Below are 17,457 nucleotides of genomic sequence, written 5' to 3' on the forward strand. Positions count from 1 at the left end.
CCTCGCCCGGCTCCGCCTCCGCCGTGCCTTCCGGAATCGTCCTGACGCGTGGATGTTGTTTTGGCAGTAGAGGAACCTTTCCTGCGTCGTTATCGTGGACCCGATGGTCCGACACAGGAAGGATTGGTCGTGATGTTCGCGTGGCAGGCGCCCGACCGGGAGGTCGACGCACTCGTTGGGGGCCGCCACAACGATCCTTTCGCCCTGCTCGGGCCGCATGAGAGCCCGGACGGCCTCGTCATCCGCGCCTTCGTTCCCCATGCCGGCACGCTGGAGGCCATCGAGGCCGACGGCTCGGTCATCGCCGAGCTGGGCCGCCGGCACGATGCCGGCTTCTTCGAGGGGCTGGTGCCCGGCCGTCCCGCCTGGGCGCGCTATTGCCTGCGCGCCCGCAACGACGGCGGCGAATGGGTGCTGCACGATCCCTATTCCTTCGGCCCGGCGCTGGGGCCGATGGACGACTATCTCCTCGTCGAGGGCACGCACCGCCAGCTCTACGAGCGGCTCGGCGCGCATCCTTGCGAGCATGAGGGCGTGGCCGGCGTGCGCTTCGCGGTGTGGGCGCCGAACGCCTCGCGCGTCTCCGTGGTGGGCGACTTCAACCAGTGGGACGGCCGCCGGCACCAGATGCGCAAGCGCGTCGACAGCGGGCTGTGGGAGATCTTCGCGCCGGAGGTGGGCGAGGGGACGATCTACAAATACGAGATCGTCGCCGCCGACGGGCGCCTGCTGCCGCTGAAGGCCGACCCCTTCGGCTTCGCCGGCGAGATGCGCCCGGCGACCGGCTCGGTGGTGGCGCGCACCGACAATTTCGTCTGGCACGACGAGGCGCACGTCGCCGCGCGCGACAGCGGGGAGGCGCGTCGGCGGCCGATGGCGACCTACGAGGTGCATCTCGGCTCCTGGCGGCGGGGCGAATGGAACCGCTTCCTGACCTATGACGAGCTGGCCGACCAGCTCATTCCCTATGCCGCCTGGATGGGCTTCACCCATATCGAGCTGCTGCCGGTCTCCGAGCACCCGCTCGACCAGAGCTGGGGCTACCAGCCGATCGGCCTGTTCGCGCCGACCAGCCGCTTCGGCGACCCGGCCGGCTTCGCGCGCTTCGTCGACCGGGCGCATCAGGCGGGGCTGTCGGTGATCCTCGACTGGGTGCCGGCGCATTTCCCGACCGACATCCACGGCCTCGCGCATTTCGACGGCACCGCGCTCTACGAGCATCCGGACCCGCGGCGCGGATTTCATCCCGACTGGAATACGGCGATCTACGACTTCGGCCGGCGCGAAGTCGCCAATATGCTGATCGCCAACGCGCTGTACTGGCTCGACCGTTTCCACATCGACGGGCTGCGCGTGGATGCGGTGGCCTCGATGCTCTACCTGAACTACTCGCGCAAGGAAGGCGAATGGGCGCCGAACCCGGACGGCTCCAACGACAACAAGGATGCCGTCGCCTTCCTGCGCCGCGCCAACGAGACCATCTATGCCGCGCATCCCGGCACGGTGGTGATCGCCGAGGAATCCACCTCCTGGGCCGGCGTCTCGCATCCCGCCTATGCCGGCGGGCTCGGCTTCGGCTTCAAGTGGAACATGGGCTGGATGCACGACACGCTCGACTACATGTCGACGGAATCGGTCTACCGCCCCTGGCACCACGACAAGATCACCTTCGGCATCACCTACGCCTTCTCGGAGAATTTCGTGCTGCCGCTCTCCCATGATGAGGTGGTGCACGGGAAGGGCACGGTCTTCAGCCGCCTGCCGGGCGACGACTGGCAGCGCTTCGCCACCCAGCGTGCCTATTACGCGATGATGTGGGCCTATCCCGGCAAGAAGCTGCTGTTCATGGGCCAGGAATTCGCCCAGCGCCGGGAGTGGAGCGAGGAGCGCTCGCTCGACTGGCACCTCCTCGACATGGGCCCGCACCATCGCGGCATGCAGCTTCTGGTGCGCGACCTGAACCATCTGTATCGCGACGAGCTTTCCCTGCACGCGCGGGACTGCGAGTCCGAAGGCTTTCGCTGGATCGTCGTCGACGACAAGAACCAGTCGGTGTTCGCCTGGCTCCGCCTCGGCCCGGACGGGGAGCCGCCGGTGGCGATGGTCTCCAACCTGACCCCGGTGCCGCGCGAGCACTACCGGCTCGGCCTGCCCCATGCGGGCGTGTGGCGGGAGATCATGAACACGGACGCGGAGAACTACGGCGGCTCCGGCATGGGCAATCTCGGCGCGGTGACGGCCGGCGAGGAGCCGGCGCACGGGCAGCCGGCGAGCGCCCATATTGTGTTACCGCCGCTCGCCACGCTTTACTTCAGGTGGGAACCGGACGCGCCGACGCCGCAGGGCGGGGCGACGTCGCGGCAATAGGGACCTCAGGGAGACAACGCCAAATGGCAAGGCCGACGATCCAGAATGCTCCATTGGCCCGCTCGGCCATGGCCTATGTCCTCGCCGGTGGCCGCGGCAGTCGCCTGATGGAGCTGACGGACCGCCGTGCCAAGCCTGCCGTCTATTTCGGCGGCAAGTCGCGCATCATCGACTTCGCGCTCTCCAACGCCATCAATTCCGGCATCCGCCGCATCGGCGTCGCCACGCAGTACCAGGCCCACAGCCTGATCCGCCACCTGCAGCGCGGCTGGAACTTCCTTCGCCACGAGCGCAACGAGAGCTTCGACGTCCTGCCCGCCAGCCAGCGCGTCTCCGAGACCATGTGGTACCTCGGCACGGCGGACGCGGTGTACCAGAACCTCGACATCATCGAGGCCTACGACACCCGCCACATCATCATCCTGGCCGGCGACCACATCTACAAGCAGGACTACGAGATCATGCTCCAGCAGCACGTCGACCAGGGGGCCGACGTGACGGTGGGCTGCCTGGAGGTGCCGCGCGCGGAGGCGAGTGCCTTCGGCGTCATGCATGTCGACGCGCAGGACAACATCATCTCCTTCCTGGAGAAGCCGAAGGACCCGCCGCCGATGCCCGGCAAGCCGGACAAGGCGCTGGCCTCGATGGGCATTTATGTGTTCGAGACCAAGTTCCTGATCGACCAGCTGCGCCGCGACGCCGCCGACCCGCTCTCGACGCATGATTTCGGCAAGGACATCATTCCCTACCTCGTCAAGCACGGGAAGGCGGTGGCGCACCACTTCTCGCGCTCCTGCGTGCGCTCCGACCAGGAGACGGCGCCCTACTGGCGCGACGTGGGGACGGTCGACGCCTATTGGGAGGCGAATATCGACCTCACCGGCGTGGTGCCCGAACTCGATCTCTATGACCGCGACTGGCCGATCTGGACCTATGCCGAGATCACCCCGCCGGCGAAGTTCGTGCACGACGACGAGGGCCGGCGCGGGCAGGCGATCTCCTCGCTGGTGTCGGGCGGCTGCATCATCTCCGGCTCCTCGCTGCGCCGGGCGCTGCTGTTCACGGGGGTGCGGATCAACTCCTACGGTTCGATCGAGAACGGCGTCATCCTGCCCTATGTCGAGATCGGCCGCTCGGCGCGGCTGAAGAACGTGGTGATCGATTCCCATGTGCGCATTCCCGAGGGGCTCGTCGTCGGTGAGGACCCGGAACTCGATGCCCGGCGTTTCCGCCGGACGGAGAAGGGTATCTGCCTCATCACCCAGGCGATGATCGACCGGCTGCCAGCCTAGCGTTCGCCGCCTTCCGCATCTCCGGGACGGATCATCCGGGCGACAAGAAAGCGGCTTAGGTTCAGGATGTTGGGCAGTTTGCGCGAGTCGCCCGCCTGGCGCGGAACGTGCAGGTGCTTGTTGTCTGGGCTCGGGATCGGGGCGTGTCTTCCTTGAAGGTTCTTTCGGTCGTTTCGGAGATTTTCCCGTTGGTGAAGACCGGCGGGCTGGCGGATGTCGCCGGGGCGCTGCCGGCGGCGCTGGCGCCGCACGGCGTCGAGATGCGCACGCTGATCCCCGGCTATCCCGCGGTGAAGGCGGCGCTCGGCAAGGGCGAGAGCGTGCACCGCTTCGACCACCTGTTCGGTGGGCCGGCGCAGCTCATCGCCGGCCGGGCGGGCGGGCTCGACCTCTTCGTCATCGACGCGCCGCATCTCTATGACCGCCCCGGCGGGCCCTATGTCGGGCCGAACGGGATCGACTGGCCCGACAACGCCCAGCGCTTCGCCGCGCTCGGCGTCGTGGCCTCCGGGCTCGGCCTCGGGCTGGTGCCGGGATTCGTGCCGGACGTGGTGCACGCCCATGACTGGCAGGCGGGTCTCGCGCCGGCCTATCTCCACTATTCCGGCACGCGGCGGCCGGGAACGGTGATGACGATCCACAACATCGCCTTCCAGGGCCAGTTTCCCGCCCATGTGGCGACGATGCTGGGCCTGCCGGCCAATGCCTTCGCGATCGACGGCATCGAATATTACGGCATGGTCGGCTACCTGAAGGCGGGCCTCCAGCTCGCCGACCGCATCACCACCGTCTCGCCCGGCTATGCCGGGGAAATCCTGCTGCCGGAGGGCGGCATGGGGCTCGACGGCCTGCTGCAGGCGCGCAGCCACGTGGTCTCCGGCATTCTCAACGGGCTCGACGACGAGACCTGGAACCCGGCCGCCGACGCGCTGATCGCCGCCCCCTTCGACGTGAAGACGCTGAAGGCGCGGGCCGCCAACAAGGTGGCGCTGAAGGTCGATTTCGGCCTCGACCCGGACCCCGGCGCGCTGCTGTTCGGCGTGGTGAGCCGGCTGTCCTGGCAGAAGGGGCTGGACCTGCTGGCCGACAGCCTCGGCACGCTGCTCGATCTCGGCGCGCAGCTCGTGCTGCTGGGCTCCGGCGACGCGGACCTCGCCGGGCGCTTCGCCGGCGCGGCGCGCAGCCATCCCGGCCGGATCGGCGTGCGGCTCGGCTATGACGAGGCGGTGGCGCACCGCATCCAGGCGGGATCGGACGTGCTCATCGTGCCCTCGCGCTTCGAGCCCTGCGGCCTCACCCAGCTTTCGGCGCTGCGCTACGGGGCGCTGCCGCTGGTGGCGCGCGTCGGCGGCCTCGCCGACACGGTGATCGACGTGAACGAGATGGCCCGTACCTCCGGCGTCGGCACGGGCGTGCAGTTCTCGCCCGTCACCGCGCCGGCGCTCCAGCTCGCGCTCAAGCGCGTCGCCGGGCTGTGGCAGGACAAGGCGCTGTGGAAGAAGCTGCAGCGCAACGCCATGACCACGGACGTCTCCTGGGAGCGCGCGGCCAAGCAGTATGACACGCTGTTCCGCCAGCTCGCGGCGGAGCGGACGGGGTGAGCGACTGGCGCGTCTCGACCGGCCGGCCCGAGCCGCTCGGCGTCACGGCGGACGCGACGGGGGTCAATGTCGCGGTGTTCTCCGCCCATGCGGAGCGGATCGAGTTCTGCCTCTTCGATGCGGCGTGCGACGCCGAGATCGCCCGTATCGCGCTGCCGGACCGCACCGGCGACGTGTTCCACGGCCATATTGCGGGCGTGCCGGCCGGCGCGCGCTACGGCTTGCGCGCGGCGGGGCCGTGGGCGCCGGAGGAGGGGCACCGCTTCAACCCCTGCAAGCTGCTGGTGGACCCCTATGCCAGCCGGCTCGACCGCCCGTTCCGGCTCGATCCGAGCCTGTTCGACGCCCGCGCCAAGGGGGCGGAGCGGGACGAGGTGGACAGCGCGGCGGTGGTGCCGAAAGCCATCGTCGCGGCGGGCGAGCCGGCGCCGCGGCGAGCGCCGCCGTTCCGCTGGGGCGCCGAGGTGTTCTACGAGCTGCATGTGCGCGGCTTCACCCGGCGCCATGAGGGGCTGCCGCTCGCCATGCGCGGCACCTTCGCCGCGCTGGCCGAGGCGCCGGCGCTGGAGCACCTGACGCGGCTCGGCATCACCACGGTCGAGTTGATGCCGGCCATGGCGTGGATCGACGAGCGGCACCTGCCGCCGCTGGGGCTCTCGAACTACTGGGGCTACAACCCGATCGTGTTCGGCGCGCCGGACCCGCGCCTCGCGCCGGGCGGCTTCGAGGAGGTGGCGCGGGCGATCGAGGCGCTGCACGGGGCGGGCATCAAGGTGGTGCTCGACGTGGTGCTGAACCACAGCGGCGAGAGCGACGAATTCGGCCCGACGGTGAGCCTGCGCGGGCTCGACAACGCGACCTATTACCGGCACGCGAAGGACGATGCCGGCCGCCTCGTCAACGATGCCGGCACCGGCAACACGCTGGCGCTGGAACGCGCGCCGGTGCTGCGGCTCGGCATGGACATGCTGCGGCGCTGGGCGGCGCTGGGGCTCGACGGCTTCCGCTTCGACCTCGCCGCGACGCTGGGCCGACGGGCCGACGGCTTCGACCCCGAGGCGCCCTTCCTCGCCGGGCTCCAGCAGGATCCGGCGCTGCGCGAACTGGCGCTGATCGCCGAGCCGTGGGACGTGGGGCCGGGCGGCTATCAGGTCGGGCGGTTCCCGCCGGAATGGGGCGAGTGGAACGACCGTTTCCGCGACGCGGCGCGGCACTTCTGGCGCGGCGATGCCGGGCGGGTGGGGGAGCTGGCGACCCGGCTCGCCGGCTCGGCGGACATCTTCGCCGCGCGGCGGCGGCCGCTCTCGCGCGGCATCAACTTCGTCACCGCCCATGACGGCTTCACGCTCGCCGACCTCGTTTCCTTCGGCGGAAAGCACAACGAGGCCAATGGCGAGGCCAACCGCGACGGCACCGACGCCAATGCGAGCTGGAACCACGGCGTCGAGGGGCCGAGCGACGATCCGGCCGTGCGGGAGGCGCGGCGGGCCGACATGCGGGCGCTGCTGGCGACGCTGCTGGCGGCGCGCGGCACGCCCATGCTCACCATGGGCGACGAGTGCGGGCGCTCGCAGGCGGGCAACAACAACGCCTATGCGCAGGACAACGCGCTGACCTGGCTCGACTGGTCGGCCATGGATGAGGATCTCGCTGCCTTCACCGCCCGGCTGGTGCGGCTGCGCCTCGCCCATCCCGCGCTCCGGCGCGAGGCGCCGCTGACCGGACGGCCGGTCGACGCGAGCGGCTTTCCCGATGTCGACTGGCGCGCCCCCGATGGCGGGCCGGTGCCGTGGGACGAGGCGGAAAACCGGGCGCTGGTGGCGGTCTTCTACGCCCCGGCCGAGGGCGAGGCGCCGGCGGACCGCGTGAGCGTGGCGCTGAACGCTTCCGCCGAGGCGCGGCCGCTGGTGCCGCCGGCCTCGCGCGAGGGATTCCGCTGGCGGGTGGCGGCCGACAGCGCGCGGCCGGAGGCGGACGGCACCGGCGAGACGTTCGAGCTCGCCGCGCATTCCGCGCTCATCCTCGTCGAGGAAGCGGCGCCCGACGCGCCGCGCCGGGCCGGCGATCCCGCGCTGTTGCAGCGGCTCGCGGCGGCGGCGGGCATCGACGCGGAATGGTGGGAGGTGAACGGCACCCGCCGGGAGGTGGGCGACGACACAAAGCGCGCGCTCCTCGCCGCGCTGCGCCTGCCGGCCGGCGGCGACGGGGAGGCGCGCGACAGCCTCGCGCGGCTTTCCGGGCAGCGCTTCGGCCGCGACGTGCCTTTCGCCCGCGTGCTGCGGAGCGGCGGTTCCCGGCGGCTGACGCTGGCGGGGACGGCGGCGCAGGCGCCGCGCCGGCTCGACCTCGCGCTGAGTCTGGAGGACGGGAGCACGGTGGAGCTGGCGGTGCGGCCCGAGGACGGCCTCCGCCGCGAGGTGGAGCGGCCGGACGGGCGGCTGGCGGGGATCCGCGAGATCGAGCTGCCGGAGCTGCCGGCGGGGCGGCACACGCTCGTCCTCGGAGAGAGCGAATGCCGGCTCACCGTCGCGCCGCCGGCCTGCTACCTGCCGCCGGAACCGGCGGCGGGCGGGCGGCTGTCGGGTATCGGCACCCATCTCTACACGCTGCGGCGGGGGACGCTCGACCAGGGCATTGGCGACTTCACGGCGCTGGGAGAGCTGGGCGTGCTGGCGGCACAGGCGGGAGCGGATGTGCTCGGCCTCAACCCGCTGCACGCGCTCTTTGCCGATGACCGCGAGCGGGCGAGCCCCTATTCCCCCTCCGACCGTCGTTTCCTCGACCCGATCTATATCGACGTCGCCGCGCTGGGCGCGGGGATGGCCCCCTTCGCCGGTTTCGCGACCGGGGGCGCGGTCGATTATTCCGGCGTCTGGGCGGCGAAGGAGACGGCGCTGGCCGCGGCCTTCGCGACCTTCGAGGCGGCGCCCGACCCGGATTTCGACCGCTTCGTCGCCAAGGGCGGGGCGCTGCTGGAGCGCTTCGCCATCCATCAGGCCATCGCCGCCGCGCATCCGCGCCGGAACTGGCGCGACTGGCCGGACGGGCTGGACGATGCCGACGGGCTGGCGGTGAAGGCCTTCGCCCGCGCGCACCCGCAGCCGGTGCGCTTTGCGCTGTGGCAGCAATGGGTGGCTGACCGGCAGCTCGCGGCGGCGGCCGGCAAGGCGCGGGAGGCGGGGCTCTCGCTCGGGCTCTACCGCGACCTCGCGGTGGGCACGGCGCCGGACGGGGCCGAGGCGTGGTCGGAAGCGGCCATGCTGATGCCGGGGGTGAATATCGGCGCGCCGCCCGACCCGCTGGGCCCGGAGGGGCAGAACTGGAACCTGCCGCCCTTCGATCCGCTCGCCCTGCAACGCGACGGCTACGGGCGCTTCGGCCGACTGCTCGCGGCGAACATGCGCCATGCCGGGGCGCTGCGGATCGACCATGTGATGGGGCTGCGCCGGCTGTTCCTCATTCCATATGGGGCGAGCGGGGCAGAGGGCAGCTATCTCGCCATGCCCTTCGAGGACCTCGCCGGGCAGGTGGCGCTGGAAAGCGCGCGGGCGAAATGCGTGGTCGTGGGCGAGGACCTCGGCACCGTGCCCTTCGGCATGCGCGACCAGCTCGCCGCCGAGCGCATGCTTTCCTACCGGGTGCTGTGGTTCGAGCGGCAGGGCGAGGACTTCGCGCCGCCGGCCGCCTATCCCGCGCTCGCGGCGGCGTGCGTGTCGACCCACGACCTGCCGACGCTCGCCGGCTGGTGGGAGGGGGCGGATCTGAAGGAGCGACGGACGCTGGGGCTGGAGGACGAGCAGTCCTACGCGCGGGCGCTGGCGGAACGGGCGCGCGAGCGCGAACGGCTGGGCGCGGCGCTGCTGAGCGAGGGGCTCATCGCCGCGCTGCCGGCGGCGGATGCGCCGCTCCACGACGCCTTCCTCGCCGCCGTGCACGGCTATATCGCCCGCACTCCCTCCATGCTGGCGCTGGCCCAGCTCGACGACCTGGCGGGGGAGGAGGTGGCGGTGAACCTGCCGGGCACCGACCGCGAGCGGCCGAACTGGCGGTGCCGGCTGGCCCGGCCGGTGGCCGAGGTGATGGCGAGCCCGCGCGCGCAGGCCGCGCTCGCCGCCATGGCGGGCGAACGCGGCCCGCATTCCTGAAGAACGGCTCCGCCCTTCGCATGGCGGGAGCGGCGCCGAAGAGCCGCGCCGCGCGTCCCGTCAGGTGGGACGCACGGCGCGGGGTGAACGCGGTTACGGCGTGGAAGGGGTGGTCGAGGGCGATCCGCCCGGGGCCGGTGGGGTGGTGGTCTCGGGCGCCGGAGACGGAGCGGAGGGCGGCGTCGTGGCCGAGGAGTCGGGAGCGGCGGCCGGCGGTGTCGCGGGCTCCGAGGCGGCGGGCGGCGTCGGATTTTCCGTGGTCTGGGTCGTCATTCGTCCCGAATACTGGACGGCCGCATAGGCCGCGAGGATGAGGACGATGGCGGCGATGATCAGGACAGTGGTGCGGCTCATGAGGCGCATCTCCGGCTGGCGCTCGGCTCAAGGGCGGCATGTGAAGGAGATGTGCCCCGGTCCGTCGCGTCTGAGGGGCGGGAACGGGGACGCGCCAACGGGCCGGAAACAGGTGCCGGCACCGATGTCGAACTGGAACCTTTCCACTCCCGCGCGCCCAAGAACGGCAATCTGTTCCCCTCGTGCAGATTCCCGTTGTTCCAACGCCCCGATTAGACGAAAGTTCCGAAATCCGTCGGTCTTGCCGCCGGGGGGCACATGATGAAGCCGCGAAAAGCGGCCGCGCCTGTCGTTACGGCAGGCCAGCAAGGGAGGGGACGAACATGCCGCAGGCCGACTTCGACGTCGTAACGCTTTCGCCTTCCACCGTGCGTGTGATGCATCGCGTCGCCCACCATATCTACGAGTTCTCGGTGGTGGATGACGGCTGTGGCCGGCGCGTGGTCAGCCGTGGCCCGCAGATCACCTTCGGCAAGGATTGCGACATTCCGGCCTGGGACCTGGTGGGGGCCGCCGAACAGGTGGCGGCCGACACGGCCCGGCAGACCGGCATGATCGACTGAGCCCGACCGGCTGACGGACGGACCTCCGGGACGGTGACGTCCCGGCCTCACGACATTCCCCGATGACAGGCCCGTGCCCCGTGCACGGGGCGAATGCACGTGCCGACGCGCGGCCCGCGAGGCAGCCGTGCCGACGTCCCCGCGCGCCGCATCCACGCTGGTATCCCACGGCCAATCATGTATATGGAAGAATACATGTATATGGGCGGATATACGATCCAGGGAGCCACGCCATGTTGTTTCGTCGCCATTTCCTCCGCCGCGCCGCGGCCGCCTTTGCCCTCGCGGCGCTTGCCGGCGCGCCCGTCGTGCCCGCCGCGGTGCGCGCGCAGGAGACCACGCCGACCGTCTTCGCCGCCGCGAGCCTGACCAACGCCTTCCAGGACATCGGCAAGCTCTACAAGGAGAAGACGGCCAAGGACGTGACCTTCTCCTTCGCCGCTTCCTCGGCGCTGGCCAAGCAGCTCGAGGCCGGCGCGCCCGCCGCGATCTTCGCTTCCGCCGACAACAAGTGGATGGACTACGCCGAGGACAAGGACCTGACGCTGAAGGCCACCCGCGTGACCCCGATCGGCAACAGCCTCGTGCTAATCATGCCGGCCGACAAGGCGAAGGACGTGACCATCGACAAGTCCTTCGACTGGCTCGCCTTCCTCGGCGCCGACGGCAAGATCGCCACCGGCATCACCGACAGCGTGCCGATCGGCATCTACGCCAAGACCGCGCTCACCAATCTCGGGCAATGGGACAAGGTGCGCGAGCGCATCGTCGGCGCGGAGAGCGTGCGCGCGGCGCTGGCGCTGGTCGAGCGCGGCGAGGCGACCGCCGGCATCGTCTATTCCACGGACGCTGCCGTCGCCAAGAACGTGAAGGTGGTCGCGACCTTCCCGGCCGACAGCCACCCGCCGGTCGAATATCCGTTCGAGATCGTGAAGGGCCAGGACAACCCGGCGACCAAGGCGTTCTTCGATTTCCTCGTCGGGCCGGACGCCAAGGCGATCTACGCGAAGTACGGCTTCGTGGTGAAGTGACGGCCTCCTTCTGGGAGGCCGAGCGGCTTGAGCCATGTGCGTGCTTCGAGGCCGGCCTTCCGGCCGGCACCTCAGCATGACGCAGGTTTGTCGGAGCCAGAGAACCACGTCATCCTGAGGCGCTCGCGCCGCGGGCCCTCGAAGGATGCTCGATTTCAAAGCGATGGATATGCTCACGCCCGAGGAATGGACCGCGGTCTATCTCAGCCTGAAGGTGGCCTTCTGGGCGACCTTCTGGAGCCTGCCCTTCGCCGTGCTGATGGCGTGGGTGCTGGCCCGCGTGCGCTTTCCCGGCAAGGGGCTGCTCGACGGCCTCGTCTATCTCCCCCTCGTGCTGCCGAAGGTCGTGGTCGGCTATCTGCTGCTGCTGACCCTCGGCGCGCGGGGCTTCATCGGGCAGTATCTGGACGCTTGGTTCGGCATCAAGCTGATCTTCACCACGGCCGGCGCCACGGTGGCGGCGGCCGTGGTGAGCTTTCCGCTCACCGTGAACGCCATCCGCCTGGCGCTGGAGGCGGTGGACCGGGGGCTGGAGACGGCGGCGCGCACGCTCGGCGCCTCGCGCCTCGACGTCTTCTTCTCGGTGACGCTGCCGCTGATGCTGCCGGGCATCCTCTCCGGCGCGCTGCTCGCCATCGCCTCGGCGCTCGGCGAGTTCGGCGCCACCATCACCTTCGTCTCCAATGTCGAGGGGCAGACGCGGACCATCCCGCTCGCCATCTACAGCGCCACCCACATGCCGGACGGCGACGCCATGGCGCTGCGGCTGACCGTCGTCTCCATCCTCCTCGCGCTCGGCGCGCTGCTGCTGGCGAACCTCGTCGACCGGCGCATCCGGACCCTGATCGGGCGGGTGTGAGGGAACGGGCATGATCGAGATCGACATCCGCCTCGCCCGTCCGGGCGGCTTCGCGCTGGAGAGCGCCTTCACCGCGCCTGGCGCCGGGGTCACGGCGCTGTTCGGGCGTTCGGGCGCCGGCAAGACGACTATCATCCAGGCGGTGGCGGGCGTCGTGCGGCCGGACGCCGGGCGCATCGCCGTGGGCGGCGAGGTCTTCTTCGACGCCGCGCGGGGCATCGACCTGCCGATCGAGGCGCGCCGCACCGGCTACGTCTTCCAGGACGCGCGGCTGTTTCCGCACCTGCTGGTGGAGAGCAACCTGCGCTATGGCGAGCGGCGCAGCCGGGCGGCGGAGCGGCCGATCCGCTTCGAGGCGGTGGTCGAGCTGCTCGGCATCGGCCATCTGCTGAAGCGCCGGCCGCACACGCTCTCCGGCGGCGAGCGCCAGCGCGTCGCCATCGGGCGGGCGCTGCTCGCCCAGCCGCGGCTGCTGCTGATGGATGAGCCGCTGGCGGCGCTCGACGAGGCGCGCAAGGCCGAGATCCTGCCCTATCTGGAGCGGCTGCGCGACGAGATGGGCCTGCCGATCCTCTATGTCAGCCATTCCATCGACGAGGTGCTGCGCCTGTCCGACATGGTTGTGGCGCTGCGCGACGGGCGGCAGGTCGCGGCCGGGCCGGTGGCCGAGGTGATGTCGCAGCCGGAGATCCTGCCGGTGGTCGGCCGCTTCGATGTCGGCACGCTGCTGGAATGCGTGGTGAGCCGGCACGATGCCGATTACGCGCTCTCCAGCCTCGCCTTTGCCGGCGGCGAGCTGCGCGTGCCGCAGGTGGACCTGCCGGTCGGCGCCCGGGTGCGGGCGAGGGTGCGGGCGCGCGACGTCGCCATCGCGCTGGCGCGGCCGCAGGACGTCTCGGTCTCCAACCTGCTGGCGGCGACGGTCGAGGAGGTGCGCCTGCAGGAGGGGCCCTATGCCGACGTGGCGCTGGCCGTCGGACCGGGGCGGCTGGCCTCGATGGTGACGCGCGAGAGCGTCGAGCGGCTCGGCCTGCGGCCGGGAATGCCGGTCTGGGCGATGATCAAGACCGTTGCCGTCGACAGCCGCAGCCCGGACTTCGGCGGCCCGGCGACCCCTTAGGGATCCTGCTGGATGATCGGGGGGACGCCGGGGCCGACGGCGGCCTCGTCGCTGATGAAGCCGACGATGGCGAGGACGATCAGCGCGACGACGAGCACCACCAGCGCGCCGCGCACGCCATAGGCGCGATGGCTGATGAAGCCGGTGGCTATGAGCAGCAGCAGGACGAGGATGATGAGGATGATGGTCTGCATGGGGCCTCCGCCCTGCGAGAACACGGCCGATGGGGCGAAGGTTCCTCGCTACCCCTCGGCTTTTTCCCGCGTGGTCTCCGGCGCCTTCCCGGCGGGCGAGAGGGCGGCGCGCAACTCCTCGACGGCCGAGCGGGTGGCGGCGGCGCTGCGCTGCTCGATCTCGCGATAGAGCGCGATCAGCCGTTCGCCGAAGGGGGTGAGGTCGGTGCCGTGGCCGCGTCGTCCGGGATGGGTCTCCACCACCGGCTCGCGGAAATTGCGGCCGATCTCGTCCACCAGCAGCCAGGCGCGCCGGTAGCTCATGCCCATGCGGCGGGCGGCCGACAGGATGGAGCGCTCGGCGCGGATGGTCTCCAGCAGCTCGATCATGCCCGGCCCGACGTGTCGTCCGTCGCCGAAATAGACGCGGATGAACAGCCCGTCGCGCGGCCGGGGTGCGGCCGTTTCGTCTGCTTCTTCAATGTTCTGCGGTGCCATGCGCGCCCCTTCCCACGAACGCGATGTTAGGGGAAGAGGCGCGGGGCGGGAACCCGCTCAGGCGGCCCTCATCCGGGGACGGCGGCGGGCGAAGGCGAGGTCGAGCAGCACCATGACCAGCAGCGAGGCGCCGACCAGCGGGAAGATGAGCCCGACGACCGCCATGAGGGCGATGAGGCCGCGCATCACCGAGCCGTCCGCCGGCGCCGGCGGGATGCCGAGCGAGCCCCTGGGGCGGCGCTTCCACCACATCACCCCGGCCGAGACCGACATGAGGATGACGGCGAGGCACAGGGCCAGCATGAAGAGCTGGTTCGCCAGCCCGTATTCCTGGCCCATATGCACGTTGATGCCCCATTCCATCGCCTTGGCGGCCGGGCCGTAATCGGCATAGCTCATGTCGAGCAGGGGCTTGCCGCTGTACTGGTCGAGATGGACGACGCGCTGCCGCGCGAGGTCGTCCGGGTAGACGGCGGCGGAATAGACGCCGGCCAGGCCGCCGGGCAGGCTGAGCGCGTAGCCCGGCGCGAGGCCGAGCCGCTCGAAGGTGGCCGCCGCCTCATCAATGCCGACGGGCGCGCCGGCGGGCGGGCCCGATTCCGGCATCCTCGCCTGCTCCAGCGACCAGGCGGTCGGGCCGTTGGCGTGGGCGAGGTGTTCGTCCGACATCGGCACGTTCACGTAGAGGCCGGCCGGATAGCCGTAATTCGAGCTGTTCGCCCATTCGTTGACCTTCGCGCCCCACAGCACCGACCACGGCATGCCGGACAGCGACAGGAAGCCGATGGCGAGGCCGGCGAAGGCGCCGGTGACGGCGTGTAGGTCGCGCCAGAAGACGCGCCGGCCCGGCGTGCCGCGCACGGTGACGACGCCCCCGCGCTGGCGGCGCGGCCACCAGAGATAGAAGCCGGTGCCGACCAGCAGGATCGACCAGCCGCCGACGATCTCGATGACGCCGTTGGCGATGGGGCCGAACTCGGCGAGGCTGTGGAGCCGGCGGACGAGCCACATGACGGTGCCCCTGTCGGCGAGCTCGCCGAGCACGCGGGCATCGTAGGGATCGACATAGACCGAGCGGCGGGCGCCCTCGGCGGTCTTCACGACAACCTCGGCGGAGGTTTCCGGCGTCGCCGGCATGATGACCTTGAGCACCGTGCCGGGACGCGCGGCGAGCGCCGCTTCGGTCCAGGCGGAAGGCGGGCGGACGGCGCTCTCGCGCAGCGCCACCTGCTTGAGGTCGCGGTGCCAGAGGCCGTCGATCTCGTCGCGGAAGAGATAGAGCCCGCCGGTGACGGCGAGCAGGACCATGAAGGGCAGTACCATCAGGCCGGCATAGAAGTGCCAGCGCCAGACGGCGCGGTAGAGGCTGGCCGAGCGGTCTCCCGCCTCGGCGGGCGCCGGGGCGGCGCGCGTGGCTGTCGCGTTCATCGGAACGATCCGGAAATAAGGGGCACATGGGCGCGCGTCGGCGCTGCCGGCCGTCAGCTGCGACGGCCGGCCTCTCCTCGCGCGGCGGGACGGGTCAGTTGGCCGGCGTGGCGTGGCCGCTATGGCCGTCGTGCCCGGCGGGCTGGGCGCCCTGCGGGCCGCCCATGCCTTCGACCTTGAACTCGACGTTCACCGTGCCCGCCTTGGCGAAGGTGAGTGTGCCCTTGAAGGATTCGCCCTGCTTCAGCGGCTGCTTGAGCCCCATCATCATGAGGTGGTAGCCGCCCGGCGCCAGCTTGACCTCGCCGCCGGCCGGAATCTCCAGCCCGTCGGCGAGCATGCGCATGTTCATGACGCCGTCCTTGACGCTCATCTCGTGGATTTCCACGCGCTCGGCGACCTCGGCGGTGGCGGCGACGAGGCGGTCGGCCTCCTTGCCGTCGTTCTCGACGGTGAGGTAGCCGCCGCCGACCTTGGCGCCGGCGGGCGTCATGCGTGCCCAGGGATGGCCGATCTCAAGCTCGCCGAGCTTGAACTCGTGCGCCGCGACGGGCTGCATGGCGAAGAGGGCGAGGGCGGCGGCGAGGGTGAGGAAGCCGATGCGGTCCTCGGTGTGGCGCAGCACGCGGTTCAGCATGAAGCGGATCATGGGAGCACTCCCTTTGCCGGCGGGCTCTGTGCGCGGCCGGCGGTTCGACTGACATTCGACGGATTGGAAGGGTCGAGGTCAGGCGAGGGGAGGGGCGCGGGTGTGCCGGGGCGAGCGCTCGACGCCGAGGGCGACGGCGGCGCTGCGCGGCACCACCTTGCGCAGCAGGACCGCCGCGGACGGGGCGGCGAGGCTGATCGAAGCGGGCGGTGGCAAGCCGGCGCCGGCCGACATCTGGCAGCCGGTGGTGCAGCAGTCGGGGGTGTGGTGGGCCGGCTCGTCCGGCGAGGAAGGAGCGTTATGCGCGCCGACGCAGAGCACCTGCCCGAAGGCGTCCAGCGCGACGCCGCTCGCGGCATGGGCGCCGCTGGCGAGGCCGCCGAGCAGCGTCTGCAGCACGATGAGATAGGCGACCGCGAGCGCCAGCGCCATCTGGCGCAGCGTCGTGGCGGACGTCCTGCCGCCGGGGTGCCTGTGTTCGGGCTGCATCGGAAAGCTCGCTCCCTCGCCCGCGATCTAGCACAGGCGAGGGAGGGGAGGAACAGCGGCACGGCGCCGCTGGCGGGCGTCCGGCGGAGCTAGTCGAGGGAGGCGCCGGGGCCGGGCACCGCGCCGGGCGGGCTCTTGCCGAGGATGATCATGCCGAGCACCTCGTCCTTGGTGACGTCGGAGGTGCGGGCGGTGCCGACCAGCTTGCCGTTCTTCATCACGCTCACCCGGTCCGCGAGGTCGAAGACGTCGTGGATGTCGTGGCTGATGAGGAAGATGCCGATGCCTTCGGCCTTGAGCTGCTTGATCAGCTCGGCCACCTGCGCCGTCTCCTGCGGGCCGAGCGCGGCGGTGGGCTCGTCCATGATCAGGATCTTGGCATTGAAGTGGATGGCGCGGGCAATGGCGACCGACTGGCGCTGGCCGCCGGAAAGGCCGCGCACCGGCTCCTTGAACTTGCGGAAGTTCGGGTTGAGCCGGCCCATCACCTCGCGCGTCGCCGCCTCCATGGCCACGTCGTCGAGTGTGCCCCAGGCGGTGAGCAACTCGCGGCCGAGGAAGAGGTTGGCGGCGGCGTCGACGTTATCGGCGAGGGCGAGCGTCTGGTAGATCGTCTCGATGCCGTAGCGCTTGGCGTCGCGCGGATTGGCGATGCTGGCCGCCTCGCCGTTGATGCGGATATCGCCGGTGTCGGCCTTGTAGGCGCCGGCGAGGATCTTGATCAGCGTCGACTTGCCGGCGCCGTTGTGGCCGAGCAGGGCGACGACCTCGCCGGGCATCAGGTCGACGCTGACATGATCGACGGCGTGGATGCCGCCGAAGGCGATGCAGATGTCGCGCATCTCGACCAGCGGCGTGCCGGCGATGTGCGAGGCGCCGGGCGGCAGG

General features: G+C 70.9%; 15 protein-coding genes. 8 read left to right on the top strand and 7 right to left on the bottom strand.

Annotated elements, in window-relative coordinates:
- The first annotated feature begins 132 nt into the window (after nt 1–132).
- The 4 genes from glgB (at nt 133) to glgX (ending at nt 9,405) form a co-directional block, all read left to right on the top strand.
- Nucleotides 133–2,367, top strand: a complete 2,235-nt coding sequence (gene glgB, locus FO470_RS06635; RefSeq protein WP_144342174.1) for a 1,4-alpha-glucan branching protein GlgB — start codon at nt 133–135, stop codon at nt 2,365–2,367.
- A 23-nt stretch (nt 2,368–2,390) separates the two neighbouring features.
- Entirely contained in the window at nt 2,391–3,659 is a 1,269-nt protein-coding gene (glgC, locus tag FO470_RS06640; RefSeq protein WP_144342175.1) for a glucose-1-phosphate adenylyltransferase, read from the top strand.
- Nucleotides 3,660–3,802: 143 nt separating this feature from the next.
- Nucleotides 3,803–5,260, top strand: coding sequence for a glycogen synthase GlgA (gene glgA / locus FO470_RS06645; protein ID WP_144342176.1), 1,458 nt, complete (start codon nt 3,803–3,805; stop codon nt 5,258–5,260).
- Nucleotides 5,257–9,405, top strand: a complete 4,149-nt coding sequence (glgX, locus tag FO470_RS06650) for a glycogen debranching protein GlgX (RefSeq protein WP_144342177.1) — start codon at nt 5,257–5,259, stop codon at nt 9,403–9,405. Before glgA ends, glgX begins: the two co-directional genes overlap by 4 nt.
- Before the next feature lie 93 nt (nt 9,406–9,498).
- Here the strand turns inward: glgX and FO470_RS06655 are convergent, their stop codons facing one another.
- On the bottom strand, nt 9,499–9,759 hold the full coding sequence (locus FO470_RS06655) for a hypothetical protein (RefSeq protein ID WP_186291873.1): 261 nt from the start codon (nt 9,757–9,759) through the stop codon (nt 9,499–9,501).
- A 323-nt stretch (nt 9,760–10,082) separates the two neighbouring features.
- Between FO470_RS06655 and FO470_RS06660 the strand changes: the two genes are divergently transcribed.
- The 4 genes from FO470_RS06660 to modC all read left to right on the top strand — a co-directional run bounded on the left by FO470_RS06660 (nt 10,083) and on the right by modC (nt 13,332).
- Complete coding sequence (locus FO470_RS06660) at nt 10,083–10,322, top strand: hypothetical protein (protein ID WP_144342178.1); 240 nt, start codon at nt 10,083–10,085, stop codon at nt 10,320–10,322.
- Between the two features lie 233 nt (nt 10,323–10,555).
- Nucleotides 10,556–11,353, top strand: coding sequence for a molybdate ABC transporter substrate-binding protein (modA, locus tag FO470_RS06665; protein ID WP_144342179.1), 798 nt, complete (start codon nt 10,556–10,558; stop codon nt 11,351–11,353).
- A 169-nt stretch (nt 11,354–11,522) separates the two neighbouring features.
- Complete coding sequence (modB, locus tag FO470_RS06670; protein WP_144342794.1) at nt 11,523–12,212, top strand: molybdate ABC transporter permease subunit; 690 nt, start codon at nt 11,523–11,525, stop codon at nt 12,210–12,212.
- A gap of 10 nt (nt 12,213–12,222) precedes the next feature.
- Nucleotides 12,223–13,332, top strand: a complete 1,110-nt coding sequence (gene modC, locus FO470_RS06675) for a molybdenum ABC transporter ATP-binding protein (RefSeq protein ID WP_144342180.1) — start codon at nt 12,223–12,225, stop codon at nt 13,330–13,332.
- Here the strand turns inward: modC and FO470_RS06680 are convergent.
- From FO470_RS06680 to FO470_RS06705, 6 genes are all read right to left on the bottom strand, one after another.
- Nucleotides 13,329–13,526 (bottom strand): hypothetical protein, encoded by a 198-nt coding sequence (locus FO470_RS06680; RefSeq protein WP_144342181.1) that lies wholly within the window; start codon nt 13,524–13,526, stop codon nt 13,329–13,331. The two genes, modC and FO470_RS06680, sit on opposite strands and share 4 nt — an antisense overlap.
- Before the next feature lie 48 nt (nt 13,527–13,574).
- On the bottom strand, nt 13,575–14,003 hold the full coding sequence (locus tag FO470_RS06685) for a winged helix-turn-helix domain-containing protein (protein ID WP_144342182.1): 429 nt from the start codon (nt 14,001–14,003) through the stop codon (nt 13,575–13,577).
- 57 nt (nt 14,004–14,060) lie between these two features.
- The gene (locus FO470_RS06690; RefSeq protein ID WP_144342183.1) at nt 14,061–15,431 is read right to left on the bottom strand and encodes a PepSY-associated TM helix domain-containing protein; all 1,371 of its coding nucleotides are present in this window, start codon (nt 15,429–15,431) and stop codon (nt 14,061–14,063) included.
- Between the two features lie 94 nt (nt 15,432–15,525).
- Nucleotides 15,526–16,080 (bottom strand): copper chaperone PCu(A)C, encoded by a 555-nt coding sequence (locus FO470_RS06695; protein ID WP_144342184.1) that lies wholly within the window; start codon nt 16,078–16,080, stop codon nt 15,526–15,528.
- Between the two features lie 78 nt (nt 16,081–16,158).
- A complete protein-coding gene (locus tag FO470_RS06700; protein ID WP_144342185.1) occupies nt 16,159–16,569 on the bottom strand; it encodes a hypothetical protein in 411 nt (136 codons plus the stop codon).
- 89 nt (nt 16,570–16,658) lie between these two features.
- Entirely contained in the window at nt 16,659–17,411 is a 753-nt protein-coding gene (locus tag FO470_RS06705; protein WP_186291900.1) for an ATP-binding cassette domain-containing protein, read from the bottom strand.
- Between the last annotated feature and the right edge of the window lie 46 nt (nt 17,412–17,457).

Source organism: Ancylobacter moscoviensis (assembly GCF_007559435.1).
Lineage (GTDB): Bacteria > Pseudomonadota > Alphaproteobacteria > Rhizobiales > Xanthobacteraceae > Ancylobacter > Ancylobacter moscoviensis.